This is a genomic window from Nostoc sp. (genome assembly GCF_036917615.1).
Classification (GTDB): Bacteria; Cyanobacteriota; Cyanobacteriia; order Cyanobacteriales; family Nostocaceae; genus Nostoc.
The window spans coordinates 61,932-82,979 of record NZ_JBALCZ010000070.1 but is presented as its reverse complement, the minus strand read 5'-3'; the positions used below and the strand labels follow the sequence as shown (position 1 = coordinate 82,979).

Below are 21,048 nucleotides of genomic sequence, written 5' to 3'. Positions count from 1 at the left end.
AATTAAAGATGGGTGGATAATTACTCACGACCCTTTTACAATTCGGATTAGTGAAGCAATTAAACTACAAATAGATTTAGCGGCTGAAAATACTATCGCCGCAGAAGGTAATACAGAAAAAATAGCTGTTGAAATTAATAGTTTTATTGCAGATTCAGACAACCTCTAAGAGAAAATGCGATCGTATTAATTCATCAAGTTTCACAGAATGCGATCGCACAAAATCAGTGTATATTGCCAATATCTGTACCTCACTAAATTGCAATCTGCTGTAAGAGGAATGGAAGTCAGGCCAGAATGTATTGCATCCAAACGAGAAGCGCTATATACGTCGTGGATGTAAGTGTTGCTTTAAATTAGGTTCTGATAGCGATGCGATCGCTATCAGAACCTAATTTACTAGCGAACCCCAACGAAACCAGCTTGCTCAATTGCCTTTTGCCCTTGGTCAGTTAATAAAAGTTTGGCATAGGCATCCCCAATCTGCTGCTCCCGACCTTTATTCTGCTTAATAATCACAGACAAGTTAGCGGTAATCGGATAGCTGCCATTTTTGATCGCCCGAGTATTTAGTTGGTTGCGCTGACGTGGACATTGCTCAGGCGACACTGTGGGTTGGCGATAGGGGGAAATTAGCTGACTAAAAGTCCCACCCAATGGCAAAGCCTTTACACTACACTGAGGTACTACAGAACGGGCAGAAGCGTAATATACACCACCAGGGGTTTTGCTAAGTTGGCGCACTGCCTCTGTAGTAGAGTAGACATACTGCACATTAGAGCCAAGTGCTTGGTTTTTCAAGTCGCTGTTGCTAGGAAATATTACTGTATCTGCGTCCTTTGGTTGTTGGGAGAAAGGTGTGATGGGTAGGTTTGGCCCACCTACTTGATTCCAATTAGTAATTTGTCCCAAATAAATTTTTTGTAATTGATCGACAGTTAAACCTGCCACATTGAGTGATGGGTTGACTACTACTGCTATTCCATCCTTACCCACCTGACGTTGCTCAAGGGTGAAGCCTCGCTCTTTTGCAATAGCTTGTTCTTCATCTGTAAGGGGACGGGAGGACTGAGCAAAGTCCAGTTGCCCATCAAGCAACATCCGAATGCCTGAGCTAGAACCAGGGCTACCATTAATAGGGTCTACGTAACGTAATTGTAGTTCAGGGCGATCGCTCTGGATCTGAGTATCTACCAATTGCCGGATAGATGCCCAAGCTGTACTGCCTCCGTAGTTAAATGAGTCAGTGGGGACATTAGCAACTGTCTGAAAAGTTGATGAATTATTAGGGGCGCTTTTGATACTTTGATTAGAGGAATCAACGGTGTTGGGTGACGATAAATTCGGCTTGAGTAACCACCAAAGCAGTCCGCCAATAACTATAAGTGTCAGTACTTTACCAATAATCAAACCTCTAAGAAAGAGGGCAATTTCGCTATTAATGATAGCTCTTTTTTGATTTGTATTGTCCATATGTTTAAATGTGGTTTATTGTGTTTATCTTACATGAATTTCTAAGTATTTATTCTCTAATAATGTCTAGAGATTTAAGTTATAAGTAAATCTTTAATAAACCAGTTAATAGACAGTTTTCTGATTGCTAATACATGATTAATTCTTTTTAATCTAGTGAGATTCAATTTGCTCTTTGGTAGTCTTTGGAATGGTGGAATTGCTTTTCTAGACTCCTCTGTTAGTTGCTGATTTGGCTACTAGGCTATTTACATTAACATTAGTGAACCGTGGTCCAATTAATTTTTCTATAGAATTATTTAATTGAGTAGGTTGGTTTGAAGGCGATCTCCCTGTATTAATAAATGTATAGATTAAAACTATTAGTATAAAACTAGTAATAGTACCAAGCCCTATTCCCAGCAGCAAAATAAAGTTTTTATAAGTTAACAAATAGCTATCATCAGTCTTTTGGTTTATGGCAGCAGATTGTGAGGACTGTGACAACACCAGAACAGAATTAAGCGCTTGCAAAGCTTCTGTGGCAGATTGGTAACGCTGGCTAAAACGATCGCGAACCATTGTATCTAAAAAATTTGCAAGAGCGTCACTTACCCGTGCCTGATCGCGCCAGATAACTTCTCCAGTATTGGGATCTTCTTGTAGTTGCTCAGGTATTAAACCTGTCAAAGCTTGAATGCCAATCATACCTACTGCATAGATATCGCTGCAAAGTTTTGGCTTTCCCTTAGCCTGTTCACTTGGCATATAGCCAGGAGTCCCAACAGCAATTGTTAAGCCTCCTCCCAAAGCACCAATTCTCTTAATACTCCCAAAGTCAATTAGCACAATCTTCTGATCGGAGTGCCGCCGCATTAAATTTTGGGGCTTAATATCCCGGTGAATAATATTGTGTTGGTGGACGAAGGCTAGTACTTCCAGGATGTCTTTTAACAAATCTAAGACTGCATTCTCGCTAAGACGTTGACCTAGTACAATTTCTTGAGTCAAGGCATTACCGTCAATAAATTCCTGGACTAAATAGAAATCCCCATCTTCATTAAAATGGGCAAACAGTCTCGGAATTTGATTGTGGTCATTGCCTAGCTGGTATAAAACTTCCGCTTCCCGCTCAAATAGTTTTTTAGCGATGGGTAGAACAGCAGGATTAGAATCTTTTGGGTGGAAATGTTTGACGACACAATGGGGTTGTCCTGGTAAATCCCGGTCTACGGCTAAGTAGGTATCACCAGATCCTCCACTTCCTAAGTGTTTGACAATCTCAAAGCGATTCCGAAGTGTTTTTCTGGCGAGAGAGGATTGATGTCTGTTACGTCTAGCACCTGCTAACAAGTAAGTATTACCAGAGCCTTTGCTTCGCAACAGTTTAACAGTCTCAAAGCGACTTCGGAGGGTTTTTCTAACTAGAGGGTTCTGGCTCATATGGCATATACTACTTCTTAATTTCCTGACCATTCAGAGCTTGGGTGAGGTTATGAATACCTGCCGCTAGATTTGTTGGTATTTGAGGCAATCAGCTTCTCAGGCTTCATATGCTTTGGAGCAGTTTTATGATTAGACAGTTGATTTGTTGATTTAATACCTTTATTAAGTATCTTAATCTAGAATTTATTTCTGTTATAGTTCAATTATATCACGTAAGTAAATTTAACACTAGTCCATAGTATCTAGAACTGCGGACAAAAGACAACATTCAAAAATCAGGAGATTTATCTATTTATTTTAACTGTTGGGTCTGATTACTTACCAAACCTTGACCAGTACAATTTAAAAGCACAAGTATCGTTACGGTGTCCACCACAATTTTGTTACTAGATTTTAGTCATTCCTAACCGCGATCGCGTCGCTATATCAACGTGATTTCGACAAAACTAAAAAAGAGCAGGTAAGTTCTTGAGGTAAATATTGAGTGATCGTTTTTGAAGTAAATAAATGTTAGTTGTCAATCACTAACATATCAAGTTACAGCATATTAACTAGTTATTCAATAGTTTCTACAAAACATCCAACTTTTCCCACCTTTCCCACCTTTTACTCGCGCCTGTATCACTTGCAATAACTTAGTTTAATTCAGCAAAACTCATAGTGGTAAAAGTCTATACTGGTTTCAATATATTTTCTGTTACTCTTGCTAGGTAAAGGATAAAACTGTTCTATAGGAAATAAAAAACCGTTTAGATAACTTCCCAGATATTTAATCTTCTAAAAACTGTCCTCATTTAAGTTTTGCTGCCAGCCGATAGATAAAATAGTCTGACATCAGGTGCAACGGCAGCAGCAGCTTGTATTAAAAAAGCCCCCTATTGGGGACCTATTAAGTTGTTCGCGTGGAGTGAACAACTAATAATTAATACTCACAGTAGATACAGTAATCCGAACAAAATAATCCAAATCACGTCAACGAAGTGCCAGTAGATTTCGGCTGCTTCAATGCCAAAGTGCTTTTCGTTACTGTAGTGACCCGGAAGGCGCGATCGCCATAACACGGCAACAATTGCCAAAACGCCAATGGTAACGTGCAATCCGTGGAAACCAGTCAAAACGTAAAATGCACTAGCAAATAAATTGGTAGTTAAACCAAATTCTAAATGGGTATATTCATATACTTGACCCACCAAGAAAATTGCACCCATCGCAGCAGTAATTGCTAACCAGATTTGTGCACCCCGTGTATCGTTCTTTTTGATCGCAGTGTCAGCATTGTGCATGACAAAACTACTAGAAATCAGATTGATGGTGTTGACTCCAGGTAGCAATAGTTCTAACTCTGGGGTACCTGCTGGGGGCCATGCAGGTAAGGTAGCACGGAAAGCCAAGTAGGCTCCGAACAACCCCATAAAAATCATCCCTTCAGCAATCAGGAAGACAATTAGCCCAAACAGCCGATGGTCTGGATGTTCTTCGTGATGACCGACGGACGCTTCCGCCGCATGGTGATGATTTAATTCGGTTTTAGCTGGGTCAATAGTTTGACTTTGCATGAATTTTTAATGCCTAGAGGAGAAGGGGGGGAGTTAGGAGTTAGAAATTTTGAACTAACAACTTTATTAAAGTCATAAATCATAACTTATAACTCATAACTAATAACTTTATTTCCGGTCTTCGGGATTGGCAGCAACCGCTGGGTCAGGTTCTGCTCTTAACACCGAGTTCGGACCAGCAGACAAGATTGGATTGGGATCAGACAAAGGTACACCTTCGTTAGCCCTTTCCAAACCGTAGTCGTAGGGGCCGGTAGCCAGTACTGGGGTTTGATCAAAATTCTCGATCGCTGGCGGTGAGGTTGTCATCCACTCTAAGGTAAGCGCCCTCCAGGGATTATTACTAGCTTTCTCGCCGTATAACCAACTCCAAATCGCATTGATGATGAAGGGGAATGTTGAAACTGCTAGTATGTAAGCGCCATAAGTGCAGATTTCGTTGAGAAAGCTAAATTTGGGGTCATACTGGGCGATGCGGCGGTTCATGCCCATCATTCCCAGCTTATGCATAGGTAAAAAGGTCATGTTGAGACCAACTATTGTTAAGGCAAAATGAACCTTACCCCAAAATTCGTTCAGCATCCGTCCCGTCATTTTCGGGAACCAGTGGTAAATCGCCGCAAAAATGCCGAGAACACTACCACCAAACAGGACGTAGTGCAAGTGTGCCACCACAAAATAGGTGTCGTGAACGTGAATGTCAAAGGGCACTGCTGCCAACATTACGCCACTGATCCCGCCGATCACAAAGGTGCCAACAAAGCCCATTGCGAATAGCATGGCGCTGTTAAGTTGGATTTTCCCACCCCACATTGTTGCTAACCAACTGAAAATTTTAATTCCTGTAGGTACGGCAATGATCATGGTGGTGATCATAAAGAACATCCGCAACCAACCGGGGATACCGCTGGTAAACATGTGGTGTGCCCAAACAATTAGCCCCAGAAAGCTAATGGCAAGAGAGGAATAAGCGATCGCTTTATAGCCAAAAATCGGCTTGCGGGAATGCACCGGGATAATTTCCGAAATTGCCCCAAAAAAGGGCAAAATCATGATATAAACCGCTGGGTGAGAGTAAAACCAGAACATATGCTGGTAAACTACTGGGTCGCCACCGCCAGTCGGGTTAAAAAATGTTGTCCCGGCAATTAAGTCAAAGGAAAGCAGAATCAGACCTGCTGCTAAAACTGGTGTAGATACCAAAGTCAGTGCCGAGGTAGCAAACATCGCCCAGCAGAACAAGGGCATTTGATGAACCCCCATACCAGGGATACGCATCTTCAGCAATGTGACGAGGAAATTGATTGCCCCTAGAATCGATGACGTACCTAGTAGGAGGACGCTCATAATCCAAATTCCCTCACCTACTTGACCTGTTACCAAGCTCAGGGGAGGGTAGGAAGTCCAACCCGCATCCGGTGCATCGCCCACCACTAAACTGGTGATCAACAATAAACCCGCAGGGGGAATCATCCAAAAGGCAACAGCATTCAAGCGCGGAAATGCCATATCCTTTGCCCCAATCATCAAGGGGATCAGGAAGTTAGCAAAACCCGCACCAGCTGGCACGATCCACAAGAAAATCATGATCGTGGCGTGCAACGTAAACAAGCTGTTGTAGACTTCAGGGGTGACAAAATCGACTTCTGGGGTTCGCAGTTCTGTACGAACCAATTCAGCCATCACGCCACCAATGCAGTAGAAAATAAACGTAGTGACTAGGTATTGAATCCCAATCACCTTATGGTCGGTGTTGAAGCCAAAGTAGTCTTGCCATTTTCTGATCCCTGGTTCCTCAAGAAGGGCGGGGATATTGGCAGTTTCTTGCAACTGAGCTTGTGTCATATGAGTTCTGAGTCTTGAGTCCTGTTAGCGATCGTGGATCGTTTAGCCCGTTATGAGTTATTACTTTTGACGTGGACTGTTGACTATTTGTGAATTTGATGTAACATTTCTGGCTGAATTCCCATGTCCTTGGTGTAAGGGGCGAGAAATTCATTTGGGGATAGATTCGCAGGGTTAACAGCAACGGCTTGATTTAGTGTTTCCTTGCTGGCAACTAGCTGCTCTTGCTGCCATTTATCAAAGGCTTCTTCTGTCTCAACGACCACTGATGCTCTCATCGCACCGTGATATGGGCCACAAAGTTCAGCACAAATCAGGGTATAATCGCCTGCTTTTTTGGGCGTGAAACGAATTTCGCTTTGTCTACCAGGGATCGCATCTTGTTTCAGACGGAACTCTGGCACCCAGAAGGCGTGGATAACATCGTTAGCTGTCATATTGATTTGCACTTCTCGTCCGATGGGGACGTGCATTTCACCTGTAGTTATACCAGTTTCAGGATAGGTAAAAATCCAGGCATATTGTAGACCTGTGACGTTGACCCGCAATTCTGGTGGTTTGCCTGCTTTATCAGGACTGCCCCCAATTGTTGGAGCAACACTACCGACACCAGGGGCATTCCGCAGTTGGGGAATTTGGTCAGCATTGCGAACTTCTGCGGTAGCTCGGTCTTGCATTGCCTCATCAGATTTTTCTTGATTCAGGTTGGGTTCGGTGCTAGGAGGAGTATCGCTTAAAGTTGCAGCCATAGCACTTCCTGGCATTGTCATTGACTCCTGATTCATCGGCGCTTCATGGATCGCATGGGGATCGAAGCCACCGATTTCGTTGTACACATCAAAACTGTAAACAGAAATGCCAAAAACGATAATTGCTGGGATCGCCGTCCAGAGAATTTCTAGAGGTACATTGCCCTCAACTGGTGGGCCGTCTTCATTATCACCTGCACGCCGACGGTATTTGAATGCAGAGTAAATTAAAATACCTTCTACGAGCAGGAATATACCTGTAGAAACGATCATCATCGCGTTGAACAGACCATCCACCAATACGGCTTCATCCGTGGCTGCTGCTGGCAACAGACCGTGATTTTGACCGTACCAAAGGCTGACTAGCGTTAGCACGATGCCAATGAGTAATGTCCAGATTGAACTTGGAATCTTCACGGCTTACTTAATTTAATTTACTACGTTATCTCAAAGCTGCTCACTTACTAAGGTAGTCTAGGCCAGAAGGCATGGAGTCCAATGGTCTGAAATTTTTATTAATTTTTTTGACTATTTTACTAATTTTGGGTAGAAGGTGACTATCAAACTACTGCCAAAAGTAGATGTAAATCAGTGGAAAAATTTAGGAAGCTTAAATTAATTGTGATTAATCAATTTTTCACATCTTAAAAAATACCTAAAGCTTCAGGCAAAACGTCGCTAAAGTGATTCAAAGTATAAGTGAGTGCTAATCTATAAACCTTTAGCCTATACGCTAGGGTGAAGATGGGACGCTAAAAGTAAATTGAAAATTTTAAAAGATCCACCAAGAGCGGGCAGAAGGTATCATTCATGAGCGAATTTGTCCTACAACAACAAAATGAAGCGGCACTTCAGCAGCAAAAGCCCAAGGAAATGATTCGGCGCTTGGTGTGGAAAATGTGCATAGCCACCTTAATTTTGATGGCAATAGGCAGTGCCACCCGCGTGATGAATGCTGGACTTGCTTGCCCAGACTGGCCCTTATGCTATGGCGAACTTGTGCCAGCCAAGCAAATGAATCTCCAGGTGTTCCTGGAGTGGTTTCACAGATTGGATGCAGCTTTAATTGGTGTAAGCGCGATCGCACTCTTCGGTTTGTCCTGGTGGCATCGTCGTTTCTTGCCCTCTTGGCTACCTTGGGCGTCCACATTCGCCCTGTTTTTAATCGTCTTCCAAGGTATCTTGGGGGGACTCACCGTTACCGAACTGTTGCGGTTTGATATCGTTACCGCCCATTTAGGAACGGCGCTGTTGTTTTTTACTACCCTCCTGATTGTTGGCACGGCACTCACACCCTATCAGGGGAATGGAACCGTTGGTAAGTTGCCTTGGGTAGGTTTAACTGCCGCTGTTCTGGTTTACCTGCAAAGTCTGCTAGGTGCTTTGGTAGGGTCTCGCTGGGCGCTACACCAATGCCTCGGCGGTTCTCAACTTTGTACTGTGATGTACAGCCATATTGCTGGTTTGGTGCCGCCAACAGTGGCAACTTTGGCAATGGTATTTATCTGTTGGCGCACACCAGCACTACATCCAGCTTTGCGACAACTGGCAAATATGGCTGGTGGGTTGTTGACCTTACAAATCTTGTTGGGATTCGCTACTTTCAAATTACATCTCCAAGTCGAGCCTCTCACCGTCTCTCACCAAGCTATAGGAGCTGCTTTGCTGGGTACTTTGGTGGCTTTCACAGTTCTCGCACTGCGTGACTCAGTTAGTGTTGAGTCACGTTAGCGGTAGCGGGGCGTTTAGCCCGTGCTAAGTGCTAAGTAAAGAATGAGGGACATGAGGGAGCATGCGGAGCAAGGGAAGAATTCCTAACTCCTAACTCTTAACTCTTAACTTCTAACTCAGTACTCAGCACTCATGAAAGCCGCAACGGCGAGTATTGCGACCCACGCAGGTGCAAAAAATCTGTGTTTTCGTTCGACCCAAAGAGCCAGCTTGAGCGGGGGCTGCATATAAGTTGTTGAAAAATAAGGAACCAGAGCCAAAATGATTGAGACTAATGTCTCTCGCCACCACGAAACATTTTTACAAGTAATTCAAAGTTACTACCAGCTAACAAAGCCTCGGATTATTCCGTTGCTTTTGATTACCACGGCTGGGAGTATGTGGATTGCTGCTAAGGGAGAAGTAGATCCATTGCTGTTGCTAGTAACTCTGACTGGTGGCACTTTTGCGGCTGCAAGCGCCCAGACGATTAACTGTGTCTATGACCGGGATATTGATTATGACATGGAACGGACGCGCCATCGTCCGATGCCTTCCGGTAAGGTGCAGGCACGCGATGCTCTAATTTTTGCGATCGCACTGGCGACGATTTCCTTTACACTCCTGGCAGTATTTGCCAATCTGTTAGCTGCCCTGCTAGCCTTCTCTGGCATCGTCTTTTATATTTTGGTCTATACCCACTGGCTAAAACGCCACAGCACCCAGAATATTGTCATTGGTGGGGCCGCTGGGGCAATTCCGGCGTTAGTGGGTTGGGCTGCTGTCACAGGCACATTAAGCTGGTCAGCATGGTTAATTTTTGCCATCGTCTTTTTGTGGACACCACCCCATTTCTGGGCGCTAGCTCTGATGATTAAAGATGACTACGCAAAAGTTGGGATACCAATGTTACCTGTGATTGAAGGTACTGCGGCAACAGTGAAGCAGATTTGGTACTATACCCTACTTACCGTAGTTGCAACCGTGTTATTGGTTTATCCCTTGGGAGCAAGTGGAATTCTTTATGCGGCGATCGCCCTAATTCTGGGAGGATTATTTATCCACAAATCTTGGCGGTTGTTGCAAAATCCAGAGGATCGCACTGTAGCTAGAGAATTGTTTCTCTATTCCATCTCCTACATGATGCTGTTGTGTTTGGGGATGGTGGTGGATAGTCTTCCCATTACTCATCATCTAATTAGTGCGGCGATCAATCAGCTGCATTTTATTGGTTAGGGGAAAGAAACTTTAGCGATCGCGTTGGTAAAGTGGCGCGATCGCATTTCCAGAAATTAAAAAATATACATAATAATTAGAGTTTGGCGTATTTGCGATGTCTCTGATGGTCACTGAGCTTTGTCGTTCGCCCAGCGTCTCGCGTCTCGTAGAGAATTGCGGGCTACGCCTACGCAACTAAAGTTTTAGTAATAAGTGAATTTATTAAACATTAATTTCACTCACTTATTTATCGCTTTTTAATCCCTATGGAAAAAGCAATGCAAGTAATTCGTCACGAGTTAAACCAGCATGAGCAGCAACATCTCGCAGTATGGAGTTAAGTGTGCCAATTTTAATAGGGTCATGGGCAGGAACTGTGAGATGATGCTCACCATTCTGTTGAGTAGTTAACCGAATGTGGCTACCCTTTTGATGACTAATCTCATATCCTAGACAAGCTAAAGTGTTAACTAATTCTGAACCAGATAAGTCTCGTGGGAGTTTCAAGAAGCTATTACCTCATCACGGACTATGTGTAACCGAATGATTTTAGGACGGTTATGTTCATTAGGAAAATGGCAGTGAACCGCATCACGGATCATTTCCCGTAGTGTTTCTATATCGTCAGCCTGAGTAAAAATTGACTCGTTTAAAGCTTTAGCTGTATAACCACCATCTGGATCATCTTCAACGAGAAATACAATTTCAGTCATAACTCTTCCCTTAACTACTAAATTTTACGATCGCTCAATGAGACGATAATCTCTCGTGCGATCATACCAGGAGCTAACTCAATTGATTCCGGCTGTAAATACAATTGAATTGCTTCTTTAATATTTTCCAAAGCTTCTTCTTCGGTTTCTCGTGCTGAAGTACAGCCAGGTAATTCTGGACACCATACAGCCCAATCGCCTGTTTCTAGATCTGATTCAAGAATCACGCGCCATTTCATAGCTAATCCTCTGGGATGTAATTATTGTAAATTGGGAACAGCGATCGCCTGTTCAATTGCCGTTGCTGGAATAGCCATTTTGATTGCTTTAAGCAAGTCAGCATTTTGTATATCAGGAGACACCAATGAAAAATCCCTCAGATCCACGACACTTAATTTCCATTCTTGGGAACAATGCCTAATTTACATGACTTTGAGCCTTTACTGAACCGTATTGAGACACATCCTAGACATATGCTGTCTAGGATGTGTCTAATTTGTGTCCACCAGACACTAATAATAAATCAGCCAAAAAACACCTAGTTATTGTTAGAGGATTAGAGAAATAATGCAGAGAGTTATAATCATTAAAAGATAACCACCTCTAAATTAAATATAGTCTTGCTTTTGACATATTTGCATTCTAGGATGGTATTAGTTGAATCTTATAATCAGCCATAAGTTGATGCTGACTTATACCCAAATCTTCAATCTTCTGTGTAAGCTGATTTTTTAAGTTTGTCAAAAATGAAATTAATTCTTCTTGATAATCGTGATTTTCCTTTCCATAAAAATTTGATTCTATTTTTACATCTAGCTCATTACACTGATCTTCTTCAAAAGCGATGACTAGTTTAAGGCTGTCAGTTTCTGGATAACCAACGAGTACTTTTCTAATAAAAACTTCTTTATTTGCTATGCTAATAGCATAATTATTTAGCTGATTTAGTTTTCTGATTAAGATTATATTGCCATGACGATCTCAACTAAAAATAATTGCTTTTTTTAATCTAAAACAGGAGAGCATAGCTTTTTTTAACAGTTTAAATTGCGAATATGTACCATATAATCTTCATGTAATGCAGAATAAAAAGTATCATGAATATGATTATTTAAAATTCTATTAGCAGTAACAAAATCATCCTTGTCAAAAACTTCTACTTCTTGAGCTATTTTTGCAAGAGATGCTTCTTGTTCAATATTTTCATAAAAATTTGTAATAGGTGTTTGATTAAAGTCATGCGTAATGAAGAAATTATTCAACTCTTTTTCCATAAACTCTAATAAATTAATTCCATTAACGAAAAGTTCATCCTCTTGCTCATCCTGTATTTCAAAATGTATAAAACTGTTATATGATATCTTCGATAGTTTCTCCAAAATAGATTCTATAGATGCGCTCGTCTCCTCAAAATCCATATATTCTTTAGCTGAACTCATAACTAAAAACCTTTTTAAAATATATATTATGTATAAATTATACTACACCACCATCCATATTTATCAGTTTTCCCATTTTCTGCTGACTGGGTTTCACAAGTCTTTATATTTTTGAGCAAATTTACTTCTAGTGATGTCTACAATCTCAAGTCACTTTTGCTAGCGTAGTGATATAGAGTTTATCGCTCCCCGGTAAGCGGCTGGAAGCAAAAGGATTAATATGGCTCATTTAAATCAACGTCGCTCCCAAAATGTCAACGGCGATTTTTATGTAGATACTACCTGTATTGATTGTGATACCTGTCGCTGGATGACTCCTGAAGTGTTTTCTCGTGTTGATGAACAGTCGGCGGTTTATCATCAACCAACGAATCATGCAGAAAGATTAGCAGCACTTGAAGCACTTTTGGCATGTCCTACTAGTTCTATTGGCACAGTTGAAAAACCAAAAGATATCAAAATTGCTCAACAACAGTTTCCAATATTAGTAGCGGAAAATGTTTACCACTGCGGCTATCATTCTGAAAAATCTTACGCTGCTGCTAGCTATTTAATTCAACTTCCAGAAGGTAACATTTTGGTGGATTCTCCCCGCTTTACGCCGCCTTTAGTTAAGCGTTTAGAAGAGATAGGTGGAATTCGTTATATGTACCTAACTCATAAGGATGATGTGGCTGATCATCAAAAGTTTGCGGAGCATTTCCAGTGCGATCGCATCCTTCATGCTGATGATATTTCTGGGGATACTCGCAATGTGGAAATACAGCTAACTGGTTTTGAACCATTTGCTTTGACTCCAGATTTATTAATTATTCCAGTTCCCGGTCACACCAAAGGACAAACTGTTCTACTCTACAAAAATAAGTTTTTGTTCACTGGTGATCATCTCGCTTGGTCAGAAAGCTTGCACCAACTGACTGCATTCCGCGATTTCTGCTGGTATTCTTGGTCAGAACAGACTAAATCTATGCGTAACTTGGCTAATTACTCTTTTGAGTGGGTGCTACCAGGTCATGGGCGAAGGTTTCATACTGATAAGGAAACCATGCGCCAGCAGATGCACAAGTGTATTGAGTTGATGGAATCTTTGAATTGACCGAATAATTCATAATTATTTGCTCATCTGGAAAAGCCCACAAAAAACCTAACCCCCTAACCCCCTTCCCGACGCGGGAAGGGGGAAAATTCAAAGTCTCTCCTTTTAGGAGAGAGATTTAGAGAGAGGTTAGACCGTATTGCATACAAACCAGAAGCGCTATAACCTGGGTTTTAGCACCCTTTTAACCAAACACGGATTATGAAAAAGCTGATCAACAAGCCAGAAGACTTTGTGCGGGAAAGTCTAGAAGGTATGGCGGCGGCTCATTCCGATTTAATTAAACTGAACTATGATCCCGCTTTTGTCTATCGAGCCGATGCACCTATACAGGGTAAAGTAGCAATTATTTCTGGTGGCGGCAGTGGACATGAACCCATGCACGCTGGCTTCGTGGGCAAAGGAATGCTTGATGCAGCTTGTCCTGGTGAGGTTTTCACTTCACCTACTCCTGACCAAATGCTAGAAGCAGCCAAGCAAGTAAATGGAGGCTCTGGTATCCTTTATATCGTCAAGAATTACAGCGGCGATGTGATGAACTTTGAGATGGCAACGGAGTTAGCCCGTGGTGAGGGCATTCGAGTCCTAAATATTTTGATTGATGACGATGTAGCAGTCAAGGATAGCCTCTATACCCAAGGACGCCGGGGTGTGGGAACAACAATACTGGCAGAAAAAATTTGTGGTGCAGCGGCTGAGGGGGGGTATGATTTGCCACAAATAGCAAATTTATGTCGCCGAGTAAATCTGAATGGGCGGAGTATGGGAATTGCTCTAACATCTTGTACAGTTCCCGCTAATGGAACGCCGACATTTGAATTGGGCGATCGCGAAATTGAATTAGGTATCGGTATTCACGGTGAACCAGGAAGAGAACGTACAGCCCTCAAATCAGTAGACGAAATCACCGAAATATTAACGCGATCGCTCATTGAGGATACAGCATACAGCCGCACACTGCGCGAGTGGGATGAAAACAAAGGAGAATGGGTAGATGTAGAACTAATAAATCTCCCATTTGCAAAAGGCGATCGCCTGTTAGCTTTTGTCAATAGCATGGGTGGAACCCCAATTTCTGAACTGTATATTGTTTACCGCAAACTCGCCCAAATCTGCGAACAGCAAGGATTGCAAATTGTGCGAAACTTGATTGGGCCTTATATTACATCTCTAGAAATGCAAGGTTGCTCCATTACCCTGCTGAAGTTAGATGATGAGATGATCCGGCTATGGGATGCACCAGTAAAAACGCCAAGTTGGCGCTGGGGAATTTAACTAATTACGAATTAATATGGTAACTCAGGCGCAGATATTGCAATGGTTGCAGGCTTATGCAATCGAGATAGAGCAGAATAAAGCATATTTGACAGAATTAGATGCTGCGATCGGAGATGCTGACCACGGGATCAATATGGATCGTGGCTTCAAAAAGGTAAGCACTCAGTTACCAACTCTTACAGACAAGGACATCAGCAACATTCTCAAAACCGTGAGTATGACCTTGATTTCTTCTATTGGCGGTGCAAGTGGCCCTCTTTATGGCACTTGGTTTTTAAGAGCCAGTACAGCAGTAGTAAATAAGCAAGAATTAACAGCACAAGATGTGTTAGAGCTACTCCAAGCAGGCTTAGACGGCGTGCTGCAACGTGGAAAAGCGCAACTAGGAGACAAAACAATGGTAGATGTACTATCTCCGGCTGTAGAGGCTTTTAGACAAGCTGTAGGGGAAAGTAAGGGGACACTGGAAGCTTTGCAACAGGCTGTAGCAGCAGCCCAAAAGGGGTTGCAAGAAACTATACCGATGCAGGCGAGAAAGGGACGGGCTAGTTATCTGGGAGAACGGAGTGTTGGACATCCAGATCCAGGAGGAACTTCTGCTTATTTGATGTTGAAGAGTTTGTTAGCGGTGTTGGAAAGTTCTGGGGAATAACGCTGGCTGTATCAAAGAGATAAATGGCTCACTACAAACGTTTCCACAAGCTAGTCTGAGTATTTATTTTAGGCGATCGCGGCTATTTTCATGAAGACTCTCTAAGATAACCAGACGACCTTATACATTTTAATAAAACCAACAAACTAAATGTATCATTAATACTCCGCTTTATCTTTTTTTTAATTAAACTATTTTTTTCTCATTTAATTTAGATTAACTTCATAAATTTTTGTTTTTTAAGTCAGTATATGCTGTTTTAATAATTCAGTAAATCTGGGGTTATGATCTACCCCAAAATGAGCCTACATTTATCTTAATGCTTTCTGATTAGCTCTAGCGTCGAAGTACAGCAATAAATAGTTTTTCCTCCTTGGAAAATTTAATTTATGCATCTATTATCCATTTGTGAATACTCAAATAAAGAACATTTATATAAACTTTTTAGAGAAAGTGATTGTCCTGCATTTAAGAGAATATTAATGTTGTTGCCTTGCTGAGATGAAGCAAAGGGCAAAAATATTTCTGAAAAATCTTTATTTTACAACAAATCATCATTCTTTTTCAGGACAATGGCATTAAGACATGTACCGTTATGATGGACGACGCATGAAAACCTGGAAGTAGAGAGAGTAGCCAATATGATATCTTTTGAATCAAATGAAGGCAATGTTTTTCATACAGATGGTATCCATTTAGTAATCTGGGAACCAAATCTTATAGTGTAAAGACGCAGTGGCAGAGATATATGACCGAGAAACTATGAATACGAACTTAATAGAAGGTATTTGGATGGGGATGGTATCTACACCTAAAGTAGAGTTTTGTTTAGTCCAGCCTTGAACTGAAACAACATCAAGATTGCTATTCACAGATACAGAAACATAATCTGGACTCAACCAAAAGTATTTGCCATTAGCCTGATCTGCATAGTCATACACTAATTAGTGTGATGGCGCATGAAAAGTAGAAGTTGAGAGGATAAAAAACATGACATCTTATGAATTGAATGGTATAAGCATAGAAATCGTTAATCCTAACACAATACTCTTTCTTACTAGAGTATATCCCATTCCCAAAAAACAAATTGGGATTAATGTTCCAATTAAATTCAGCGTGAGTATAAATCACACTAGTTCAAATTCTTTTTATCTGAACCACTTACAAGCTTTTATCCCAGAGCTTTTGACATCAAATGGACAGAGAATACAGGGACATTTAGTTACAGACGATCTGGTTACTAATCAACAAAGTAAACAGCCAGATAGTAGCCAAGGTAGACAATTGGATTGGTGGAGAATTAGACCCAAATGCCGTACAACTTTTTTTGTAACTGCAAAGCTTTTTTGGCAAGATAATTCTTTACAACTAAAAATTCCTACTATTCCCGACTATATTCTTGATAATTTTAGGTCTAATTACTTTTGGTACTTCGATCCACTTGAAACGAAAACTTATCAACTTCGATTTATTTTAAATACTGATGCTAGAGATACATATGTTTCAAGTTCTAACATTAACCAAGAAGTAATTGAACAAGAAACTAGTTCAGACATATTGGCAACCCCGTGGGTAAATCTTCGTCTTGTTCAACTCTTATCAACTGATAGTAATGCAATAGAAGTAGATGGAGTCTTATTCAAAATAGATATGCCAGAGTCTGTACTGACCATCTCTTCTAAATTATTTAAAGCCAAAACTGATGTAAAACTAGGTATTTATATTACAAATAATACATCAACCACTCTTTGCTTTTACCAATTAAGCTCTATTGACGCCATTTTAATAAGCGATGATGGTAAACCAATAAATCGGTCTGGCAACCCAACTAAACTTGCTTGGAAAAACAATGAACAAAATTATTACTTGCTTCAACCAGGAGAAAAAATGTTTTTGGATTTATGTGGAAAACTTTTTTGGTATTCTTCTCAACTTCAATTCGCAATTTCTAGCAAAACTCATAGCTTGAATGGAAAAAGTGGCTCTTATTATTTTCCTAACCTGAAAGCTGGTGCATTATATCGCCTCCAAGTCATATATCAAGTTTCTGAATTGAGAGCAAGGCGTTTAGAAGAACAAATATTAGAAAAATTTTGGAGTGGGAGAATAGCTATGCCTCTTGTAGAGTTTGGTCTTATCAAGGGATGAATAAAATTTGAACGAAATTATTGTCTTTATAAGAGACATCCTCATTTTGCCCAAAAAATGATTTAACCTTAATGCTTAAAGGAGCAAAAATGAAAGCAAAGGACAAAAATATTTCTGAAAAATCTTTATTTGACAACAAATCATCATTCTTTTTCAGGACAATGGCATTAAGACATGTGCTGTTATGATGGACGACGCATTAAAACCTGGAAATAGAGAGGGTATCTCACATGACATCTTTTGAATCAAATGATAGTAACAGCATTGAAGCTCAGGGTATAAGTCTACAAATCTGGCGTACAGAATTTTTAGTATTACCCATTCCAAAAAGAGAGCTTAATGCTAATACACCTGTAGAGTTTGACATTACTATTAGCAACAAAATGCTAATTCACTTTCGCTTCAACCGCTCTGGCAGTTTAATTCCCCAGATTGTCGGGTCAAATGGTCAAGTTTTACAAATGCAAGAACCGAAAAATCGGAGAAAAATTAATAAATATGATGATTATTTAGTTCAGCCAGGAGTGTCTACTTTTACATTATTATATGCAAAACTATCTTGGCAAAATAAAAAGTTACAATTTCAAATTCCTGATTTACCTAATGAACCTGGTAATTATTGGACTGTCAATGATATGCAATTAGGAACTTATCAACTACGGTTCATATATCGCACCAATATAAAGTCAGCAGTAGGGATAGAAACAGTTCGGTTAAATACTCAATACATAACTTTCCGTTTAATTGAACCTGTTGCAACTAATAATTCAGTTGAAGTTGATAGTATCCGTTTTGAAACCCTAGTGCCGAAACAGGTATTTACTATTCCCAAAAAACAACCCGATGCCAGAACATTTCTAAAGTTTGGGTTAAAAGTTACTAACTTGTCATCAACCCCCTATCGCTTTAAATTTTATGGCTTAATACCAGAACTGCAAAGCATTAATGGGCAATTGCTCAGTCTAAGCTATAGCAGAAACGCACTAAAACTACTTGAAGAAGATGATTTCTTATTAGCTATGCCAGGAGAGGATTTGACATACTTTGTCGATGGAAAAATCTACTGGAATCGCAACAACCTGCTTGTAATGGGAGGATCTGACAGGATTGGGGGTTTTTGATCTTATCAAAATCTCAAACCAGAAAGCTACCGAGTTCGTTTTACCTATCGAGGTTTAAGCCTGTCTACAGTGGCTAGATTCTTGCCTGGAGTAGTAATAGAAAATCTTTGGACAGGTACAGTACTTACGCCATCTATTGACTTTGGCTTGATACAGAAATGAAGTGAAGTTAGGTTATCATCGCCATCACTGTTGATTTTCATTCTGATTAAACAAATCACATCAGACCGGGTTTATCTGTGGCACATGGCCAACTATAGAATTAGTTACCGTCCCTTACTCGGATGGGGAATGAATGGTTTTGGCACTGCTTATTCCTATGTGCGCCCTGGCATAAAAATAACTAAAGTAATTCGCTTGGGTGATTTTAGTTTCGATTACCAAGAGGAAAATGGCCAAATAAAAACCGCACAGCTACCCACAACTAAAGCGCACAATCTAATTTTAGATACGATATTATCGGTAGGATTACTGGGGATGGCATCCTACCTTACCCTGTTAGGATGGTGTCTGTGGCAGGTTATCAAATCACCTTACCGGGGAATTGAAGCAGTCTTCATTGCCTATCTTGCCTTCACCTTCACCTGGTTTGAGTGCGCCCAATTTACGCATCTAGCTTGGTGGTCGCTCAGTATATGTGGAATGTCCCGTGTCCCGAAAATCATACCTTAAAAACGCTACCATCATCTGTTTGCTGTGTCTATTACTGGGCAGCACTCAGTCAAAGCCAGAGTCACAATGGACACAACAGATGGAAGCAGAGTTTCAGGCGCGTTCCCAACAAGCGATTACACTCTTTGCAGGCAGTAACTACGGTTCGACAGCCTTTGAGAACGAAAAAAGGTCTTACCCTAGAGCAATGATGGACTTTCTCGCAGGTAATCGAGAAAAAGCGATCGCCTTTCTGCAATCTAAAGACGCCGATGCTGATAGAAATACTCACACCTTGGGAATTGACTTTTACTCTGGCTTTACCCTCAAAGAGCAAGTCCGCAAATACTTCTACTTTGGCAAATATCTTGACTCAAACTATCGCCAGCGGATGAAGAAAGCGATGGCAATTTTGACCAAAAAAGACCCACTCACACGTACCTTTCTTAGCCCTCGGAAATTTTGGTCGGCTTCAACTGATAACTGCGATACTTGGGTTGATTGCCGCAACACTGATAATTTAAAAGCCATGCGGGAAGTAGCGGTTTATTTATTTGCCCAAGAAACAGGCAACGAAGAGACACGTAAAATATATAAACAGCGCATCCGCCGCAATGTTCGCACTCTCTACCAAATTGGACAAGGGGAGTGGGATTCAGAAAACTACTTGGGACACGCTGTTACTACTTATGTAAATCTCTACGATTTTGCATTAGATCCAGAGGTAAAATCTCTGGCTAAATCTGCACTTGATTGGTTTTTTACTGAAGGCGCACTGAAATATTGGCGGGGTGGATTTGGTGGCCCCTCTAAGCGCGACTATAGTCAAGGTAACTGTGTTTGGTGTTCTCTGGCAACTCATGAATTAGGGCTGTATTTTGGGGATTCGCCACTGTCAGATCCCAAACCAGACGCCGACGAAGTACACCTAATTACCAGCAGTTACCGTCCACCATTAGCTGTTATTGCCTTAGCACGGAAGGAATTTAAAAAACCTTTAGAACTACTCAATTCCAAACCAACTTACGAAAACTGGAAACCAGGAGGAGACGCAGCACCCCAGTTTTACGAAACCCTTTATTTCGGTAACACTTTTCAACTAGGGACATTAGCTCAAGGTTCTGGTGGGGACTGGAACGGGTTTAAAATGATCGCGTTCAATTCTCGGCGCGGAGTAGATTACTTTATTGCAGCTACCGGAACAGACCCGACTTCAATATCTACTTCATCCATTGGTGGTGACAACGTTGCTCAGTACCGTAATTTGGTAATCTGGCTCAATAACAGACCCGACTTCAATATCTACTTCATCCATTGGTGGTGACAACGTTGCTCAGTACCGTAATTTGGTAATCTGGCTCAATAACAAACCACTAGCACCGTTTCAATTTTTCTTACCTAAATCAGCCTTGATTGAAACTCGCAATGGTGTAACTTTTATCAGTTATGAAAAAACATGGCTGGCATTAACACCAATTAATTTGCACCTACAAGGGATTAATCTCACAGCAACACAGAAAATTAACTCCAGATATCCTGATGACCAAATTCTCACGGCGGCGGGTACTGGGAGAACAGTAAGCGGATTTGCCCTCGAAGTTGGTGAACAACAAACCTACGGTAGTTGTGAGCAATTTCAACAGTCTGTGGTGAAAAAGTCGCGTTTAAATCTGAATAAGATTAATCATGGAGTGATTGAGTATCAAGGGGTTTTCGCTCAAGTAAAACTGCAATATCAAGATAATAATTTACCAAAAGTTTGGCGGAATGGACACTACCACGACTGGCGGAATCATTTTGCTGTTTACCAAACTGCTGATGGTAATAAAACCCCGATTTATTCAGGATGGAAATCAGGTAAGTTGAGAATTGAGGCGGGTGGGTATCAGTTTCAGAGTCAGAGTGATTGAAGAAGAATTTAGAATCCAGGAATCAGAATCACTCTGACTGGGGGATTGGAACCACCCACTTCGT

At 41.1% G+C, this 21,048-nt stretch carries 19 protein-coding genes and 1 pseudogene; 10 read left to right on the top strand and 10 right to left on the bottom strand.

From position 1 onward, the window contains the following. The first annotated feature begins 1 nt into the window (after nucleotide 1). Entirely contained in the window at nucleotides 2–169 is a 168-nt protein-coding gene (locus V7K85_RS26125; protein ID WP_334818091.1) for an element excision factor XisH family protein, read from the top strand. A gap of 230 nt (nucleotides 170–399) precedes the next feature. Here the strand turns inward: V7K85_RS26125 and V7K85_RS26120 are convergent, their stop codons facing one another. The 5 genes from V7K85_RS26120 to V7K85_RS26100 all read right to left on the bottom strand — a co-directional run bounded on the left by V7K85_RS26120 (nucleotide 400) and on the right by V7K85_RS26100 (nucleotide 7,465). After that, the gene (locus V7K85_RS26120) at nucleotides 400–1,473 is read right to left on the bottom strand and encodes a PstS family phosphate ABC transporter substrate-binding protein (RefSeq protein ID WP_334817991.1); all 1,074 of its coding nucleotides are present in this window, start codon (nucleotides 1,471–1,473) and stop codon (nucleotides 400–402) included. Nucleotides 1,474–1,680: 207 nt separating this feature from the next. Next, nucleotides 1,681–2,895, bottom strand: a complete 1,215-nt coding sequence (locus V7K85_RS26115) for a serine/threonine-protein kinase (protein WP_334817989.1) — start codon at nucleotides 2,893–2,895, stop codon at nucleotides 1,681–1,683. A gap of 932 nt (nucleotides 2,896–3,827) precedes the next feature. Further along, on the bottom strand, nucleotides 3,828–4,454 hold the full coding sequence (locus V7K85_RS26110; protein WP_334817987.1) for a cytochrome c oxidase subunit 3: 627 nt from the start codon (nucleotides 4,452–4,454) through the stop codon (nucleotides 3,828–3,830). 108 nt (nucleotides 4,455–4,562) lie between these two features. After that, the gene (gene ctaD, locus V7K85_RS26105) at nucleotides 4,563–6,299 is read right to left on the bottom strand and encodes a cytochrome c oxidase subunit I (RefSeq protein WP_334817985.1); all 1,737 of its coding nucleotides are present in this window, start codon (nucleotides 6,297–6,299) and stop codon (nucleotides 4,563–4,565) included. Nucleotides 6,300–6,382: 83 nt separating this feature from the next. Beyond that, nucleotides 6,383–7,465, bottom strand: a complete 1,083-nt coding sequence (locus V7K85_RS26100) for a cytochrome c oxidase subunit II (protein ID WP_334817983.1) — start codon at nucleotides 7,463–7,465, stop codon at nucleotides 6,383–6,385. Nucleotides 7,466–7,858: 393 nt separating this feature from the next. Here V7K85_RS26100 and V7K85_RS26095 point away from each other — a divergent pair, with 393 nt between their 5' ends. Both V7K85_RS26095 and V7K85_RS26090 read left to right on the top strand, forming a co-directional pair. Next, nucleotides 7,859–8,779: a COX15/CtaA family protein gene (locus V7K85_RS26095; protein WP_334817981.1), complete on the top strand. Its 921-nt coding sequence runs from the start codon at nucleotides 7,859–7,861 to the stop codon at nucleotides 8,777–8,779. A gap of 261 nt (nucleotides 8,780–9,040) precedes the next feature. Next, the gene (locus tag V7K85_RS26090) at nucleotides 9,041–9,994 is read left to right on the top strand and encodes a heme o synthase (protein WP_334817979.1); all 954 of its coding nucleotides are present in this window, start codon (nucleotides 9,041–9,043) and stop codon (nucleotides 9,992–9,994) included. Nucleotides 9,995–10,240: 246 nt separating this feature from the next. On the opposite strand, the gene V7K85_RS26085 is transcribed toward V7K85_RS26090, so the two are convergent. The 4 genes from V7K85_RS26085 to V7K85_RS26070 form a co-directional block, all read right to left on the bottom strand. Then, on the bottom strand, nucleotides 10,241–10,483 hold the full coding sequence (locus V7K85_RS26085; RefSeq protein ID WP_334817977.1) for a type II toxin-antitoxin system HicA family toxin: 243 nt from the start codon (nucleotides 10,481–10,483) through the stop codon (nucleotides 10,241–10,243). Continuing rightward, nucleotides 10,480–10,689 carry a 2-oxoisovalerate dehydrogenase E1 subunit beta gene (locus V7K85_RS26080; protein ID WP_334817975.1) on the bottom strand — a complete coding sequence of 70 codons (210 nt, stop codon included), beginning with the start codon at nucleotides 10,687–10,689 and terminating at the stop codon, nucleotides 10,480–10,482. The genes V7K85_RS26085 and V7K85_RS26080 overlap by 4 nt, the downstream gene beginning before the upstream one ends. 17 nt (nucleotides 10,690–10,706) lie before the next feature. Further along, nucleotides 10,707–10,928 (bottom strand): type II toxin-antitoxin system HicB family antitoxin, encoded by a 222-nt coding sequence (locus tag V7K85_RS26075; RefSeq protein WP_334817973.1) that lies wholly within the window; start codon nucleotides 10,926–10,928, stop codon nucleotides 10,707–10,709. Nucleotides 10,929–11,723: 795 nt separating this feature from the next. Further along, nucleotides 11,724–12,128 carry a hypothetical protein gene (locus V7K85_RS26070; protein ID WP_334817971.1) on the bottom strand — a complete coding sequence of 135 codons (405 nt, stop codon included), beginning with the start codon at nucleotides 12,126–12,128 and terminating at the stop codon, nucleotides 11,724–11,726. A 220-nt stretch (nucleotides 12,129–12,348) separates the two neighbouring features. Here V7K85_RS26070 and V7K85_RS26065 point away from each other — a divergent pair, with 220 nt between their 5' ends. The 3 genes from V7K85_RS26065 to dhaL all read left to right on the top strand — a co-directional run bounded on the left by V7K85_RS26065 (nucleotide 12,349) and on the right by dhaL (nucleotide 15,154). Then, nucleotides 12,349–13,224 (top strand): MBL fold metallo-hydrolase, encoded by an 876-nt coding sequence (locus V7K85_RS26065; RefSeq protein WP_334817969.1) that lies wholly within the window; start codon nucleotides 12,349–12,351, stop codon nucleotides 13,222–13,224. Nucleotides 13,225–13,425: 201 nt separating this feature from the next. After that, nucleotides 13,426–14,499: a dihydroxyacetone kinase subunit DhaK gene (dhaK, locus tag V7K85_RS26060; RefSeq protein WP_334817967.1), complete on the top strand. Its 1,074-nt coding sequence runs from the start codon at nucleotides 13,426–13,428 to the stop codon at nucleotides 14,497–14,499. Nucleotides 14,500–14,515: 16 nt separating this feature from the next. Next, nucleotides 14,516–15,154, top strand: coding sequence for a dihydroxyacetone kinase subunit DhaL (gene dhaL / locus V7K85_RS26055; RefSeq protein WP_334817964.1), 639 nt, complete (start codon nucleotides 14,516–14,518; stop codon nucleotides 15,152–15,154). A 695-nt stretch (nucleotides 15,155–15,849) separates the two neighbouring features. Here dhaL and V7K85_RS26050 read toward each other — a convergent pair. After that, on the bottom strand, nucleotides 15,850–16,095 hold the full coding sequence (locus V7K85_RS26050) for a hypothetical protein (RefSeq protein ID WP_334817961.1): 246 nt from the start codon (nucleotides 16,093–16,095) through the stop codon (nucleotides 15,850–15,852). 49 nt (nucleotides 16,096–16,144) lie between these two features. On the opposite strand from V7K85_RS26050, the gene V7K85_RS26045 reads away from it, so the two are divergent. From V7K85_RS26045 to V7K85_RS26030, 4 genes and pseudogenes are all read left to right on the top strand, one after another. Continuing rightward, nucleotides 16,145–17,302, top strand: a complete 1,158-nt coding sequence (locus tag V7K85_RS26045) for a hypothetical protein (protein WP_334817959.1) — start codon at nucleotides 16,145–16,147, stop codon at nucleotides 17,300–17,302. A 230-nt stretch (nucleotides 17,303–17,532) separates the two neighbouring features. Further along, a complete protein-coding gene (locus V7K85_RS26040) occupies nucleotides 17,533–18,423 on the top strand; it encodes a hypothetical protein (RefSeq protein WP_334817957.1) in 891 nt (296 codons plus the stop codon). Nucleotides 18,424–18,615: 192 nt separating this feature from the next. After that, complete coding sequence (locus tag V7K85_RS26035) at nucleotides 18,616–19,095, top strand: O-antigen ligase family protein (RefSeq protein WP_334817955.1); 480 nt, start codon at nucleotides 18,616–18,618, stop codon at nucleotides 19,093–19,095. A gap of 79 nt (nucleotides 19,096–19,174) precedes the next feature. Beyond that, nucleotides 19,175–20,984: pseudogene (locus V7K85_RS26030) on the top strand (hypothetical protein). The last annotated feature ends 64 nt before the right edge of the window (nucleotides 20,985–21,048 follow it).

What these genes read in the sequence shown, in the direction of transcription:
- V7K85_RS26075 (WP_334817973.1), bottom strand. Translation starts at nt 10,928, where the DNA reads ATGAAATGGCGCGTGATTCTTGAATCAGATCTAGAAACAGGCGATTGG.
- V7K85_RS26115 (WP_334817989.1), bottom strand. Translation starts at nt 2,895, where the DNA reads ATGAGCCAGAACCCTCTAGTTAGAAAAACCCTCCGAAGTCGCTTTGAG.
- V7K85_RS26045 (WP_334817959.1), top strand. Translation starts at nt 16,145, where the DNA reads ATGACATCTTATGAATTGAATGGTATAAGCATAGAAATCGTTAATCCT.
- dhaL (WP_334817964.1), top strand. Translation starts at nt 14,516, where the DNA reads ATGGTAACTCAGGCGCAGATATTGCAATGGTTGCAGGCTTATGCAATC.
- V7K85_RS26040 (WP_334817957.1), top strand. Translation starts at nt 17,533, where the DNA reads ATGACATCTTTTGAATCAAATGATAGTAACAGCATTGAAGCTCAGGGT.
- V7K85_RS26090 (WP_334817979.1), top strand. Translation starts at nt 9,041, where the DNA reads ATGATTGAGACTAATGTCTCTCGCCACCACGAAACATTTTTACAAGTA.
- V7K85_RS26110 (WP_334817987.1), bottom strand. Translation starts at nt 4,454, where the DNA reads ATGCAAAGTCAAACTATTGACCCAGCTAAAACCGAATTAAATCATCAC.
- dhaK (WP_334817967.1), top strand. Translation starts at nt 13,426, where the DNA reads ATGAAAAAGCTGATCAACAAGCCAGAAGACTTTGTGCGGGAAAGTCTA.
- V7K85_RS26070 (WP_334817971.1), bottom strand. Translation starts at nt 12,128, where the DNA reads ATGAGTTCAGCTAAAGAATATATGGATTTTGAGGAGACGAGCGCATCT.
- ctaD (WP_334817985.1), bottom strand. Translation starts at nt 6,299, where the DNA reads ATGACACAAGCTCAGTTGCAAGAAACTGCCAATATCCCCGCCCTTCTT.
- V7K85_RS26065 (WP_334817969.1), top strand. Translation starts at nt 12,349, where the DNA reads ATGGCTCATTTAAATCAACGTCGCTCCCAAAATGTCAACGGCGATTTT.
- V7K85_RS26095 (WP_334817981.1), top strand. Translation starts at nt 7,859, where the DNA reads ATGAGCGAATTTGTCCTACAACAACAAAATGAAGCGGCACTTCAGCAG.
- V7K85_RS26080 (WP_334817975.1), bottom strand. Translation starts at nt 10,689, where the DNA reads ATGACTGAAATTGTATTTCTCGTTGAAGATGATCCAGATGGTGGTTAT.
- V7K85_RS26120 (WP_334817991.1), bottom strand. Translation starts at nt 1,473, where the DNA reads ATGGACAATACAAATCAAAAAAGAGCTATCATTAATAGCGAAATTGCC.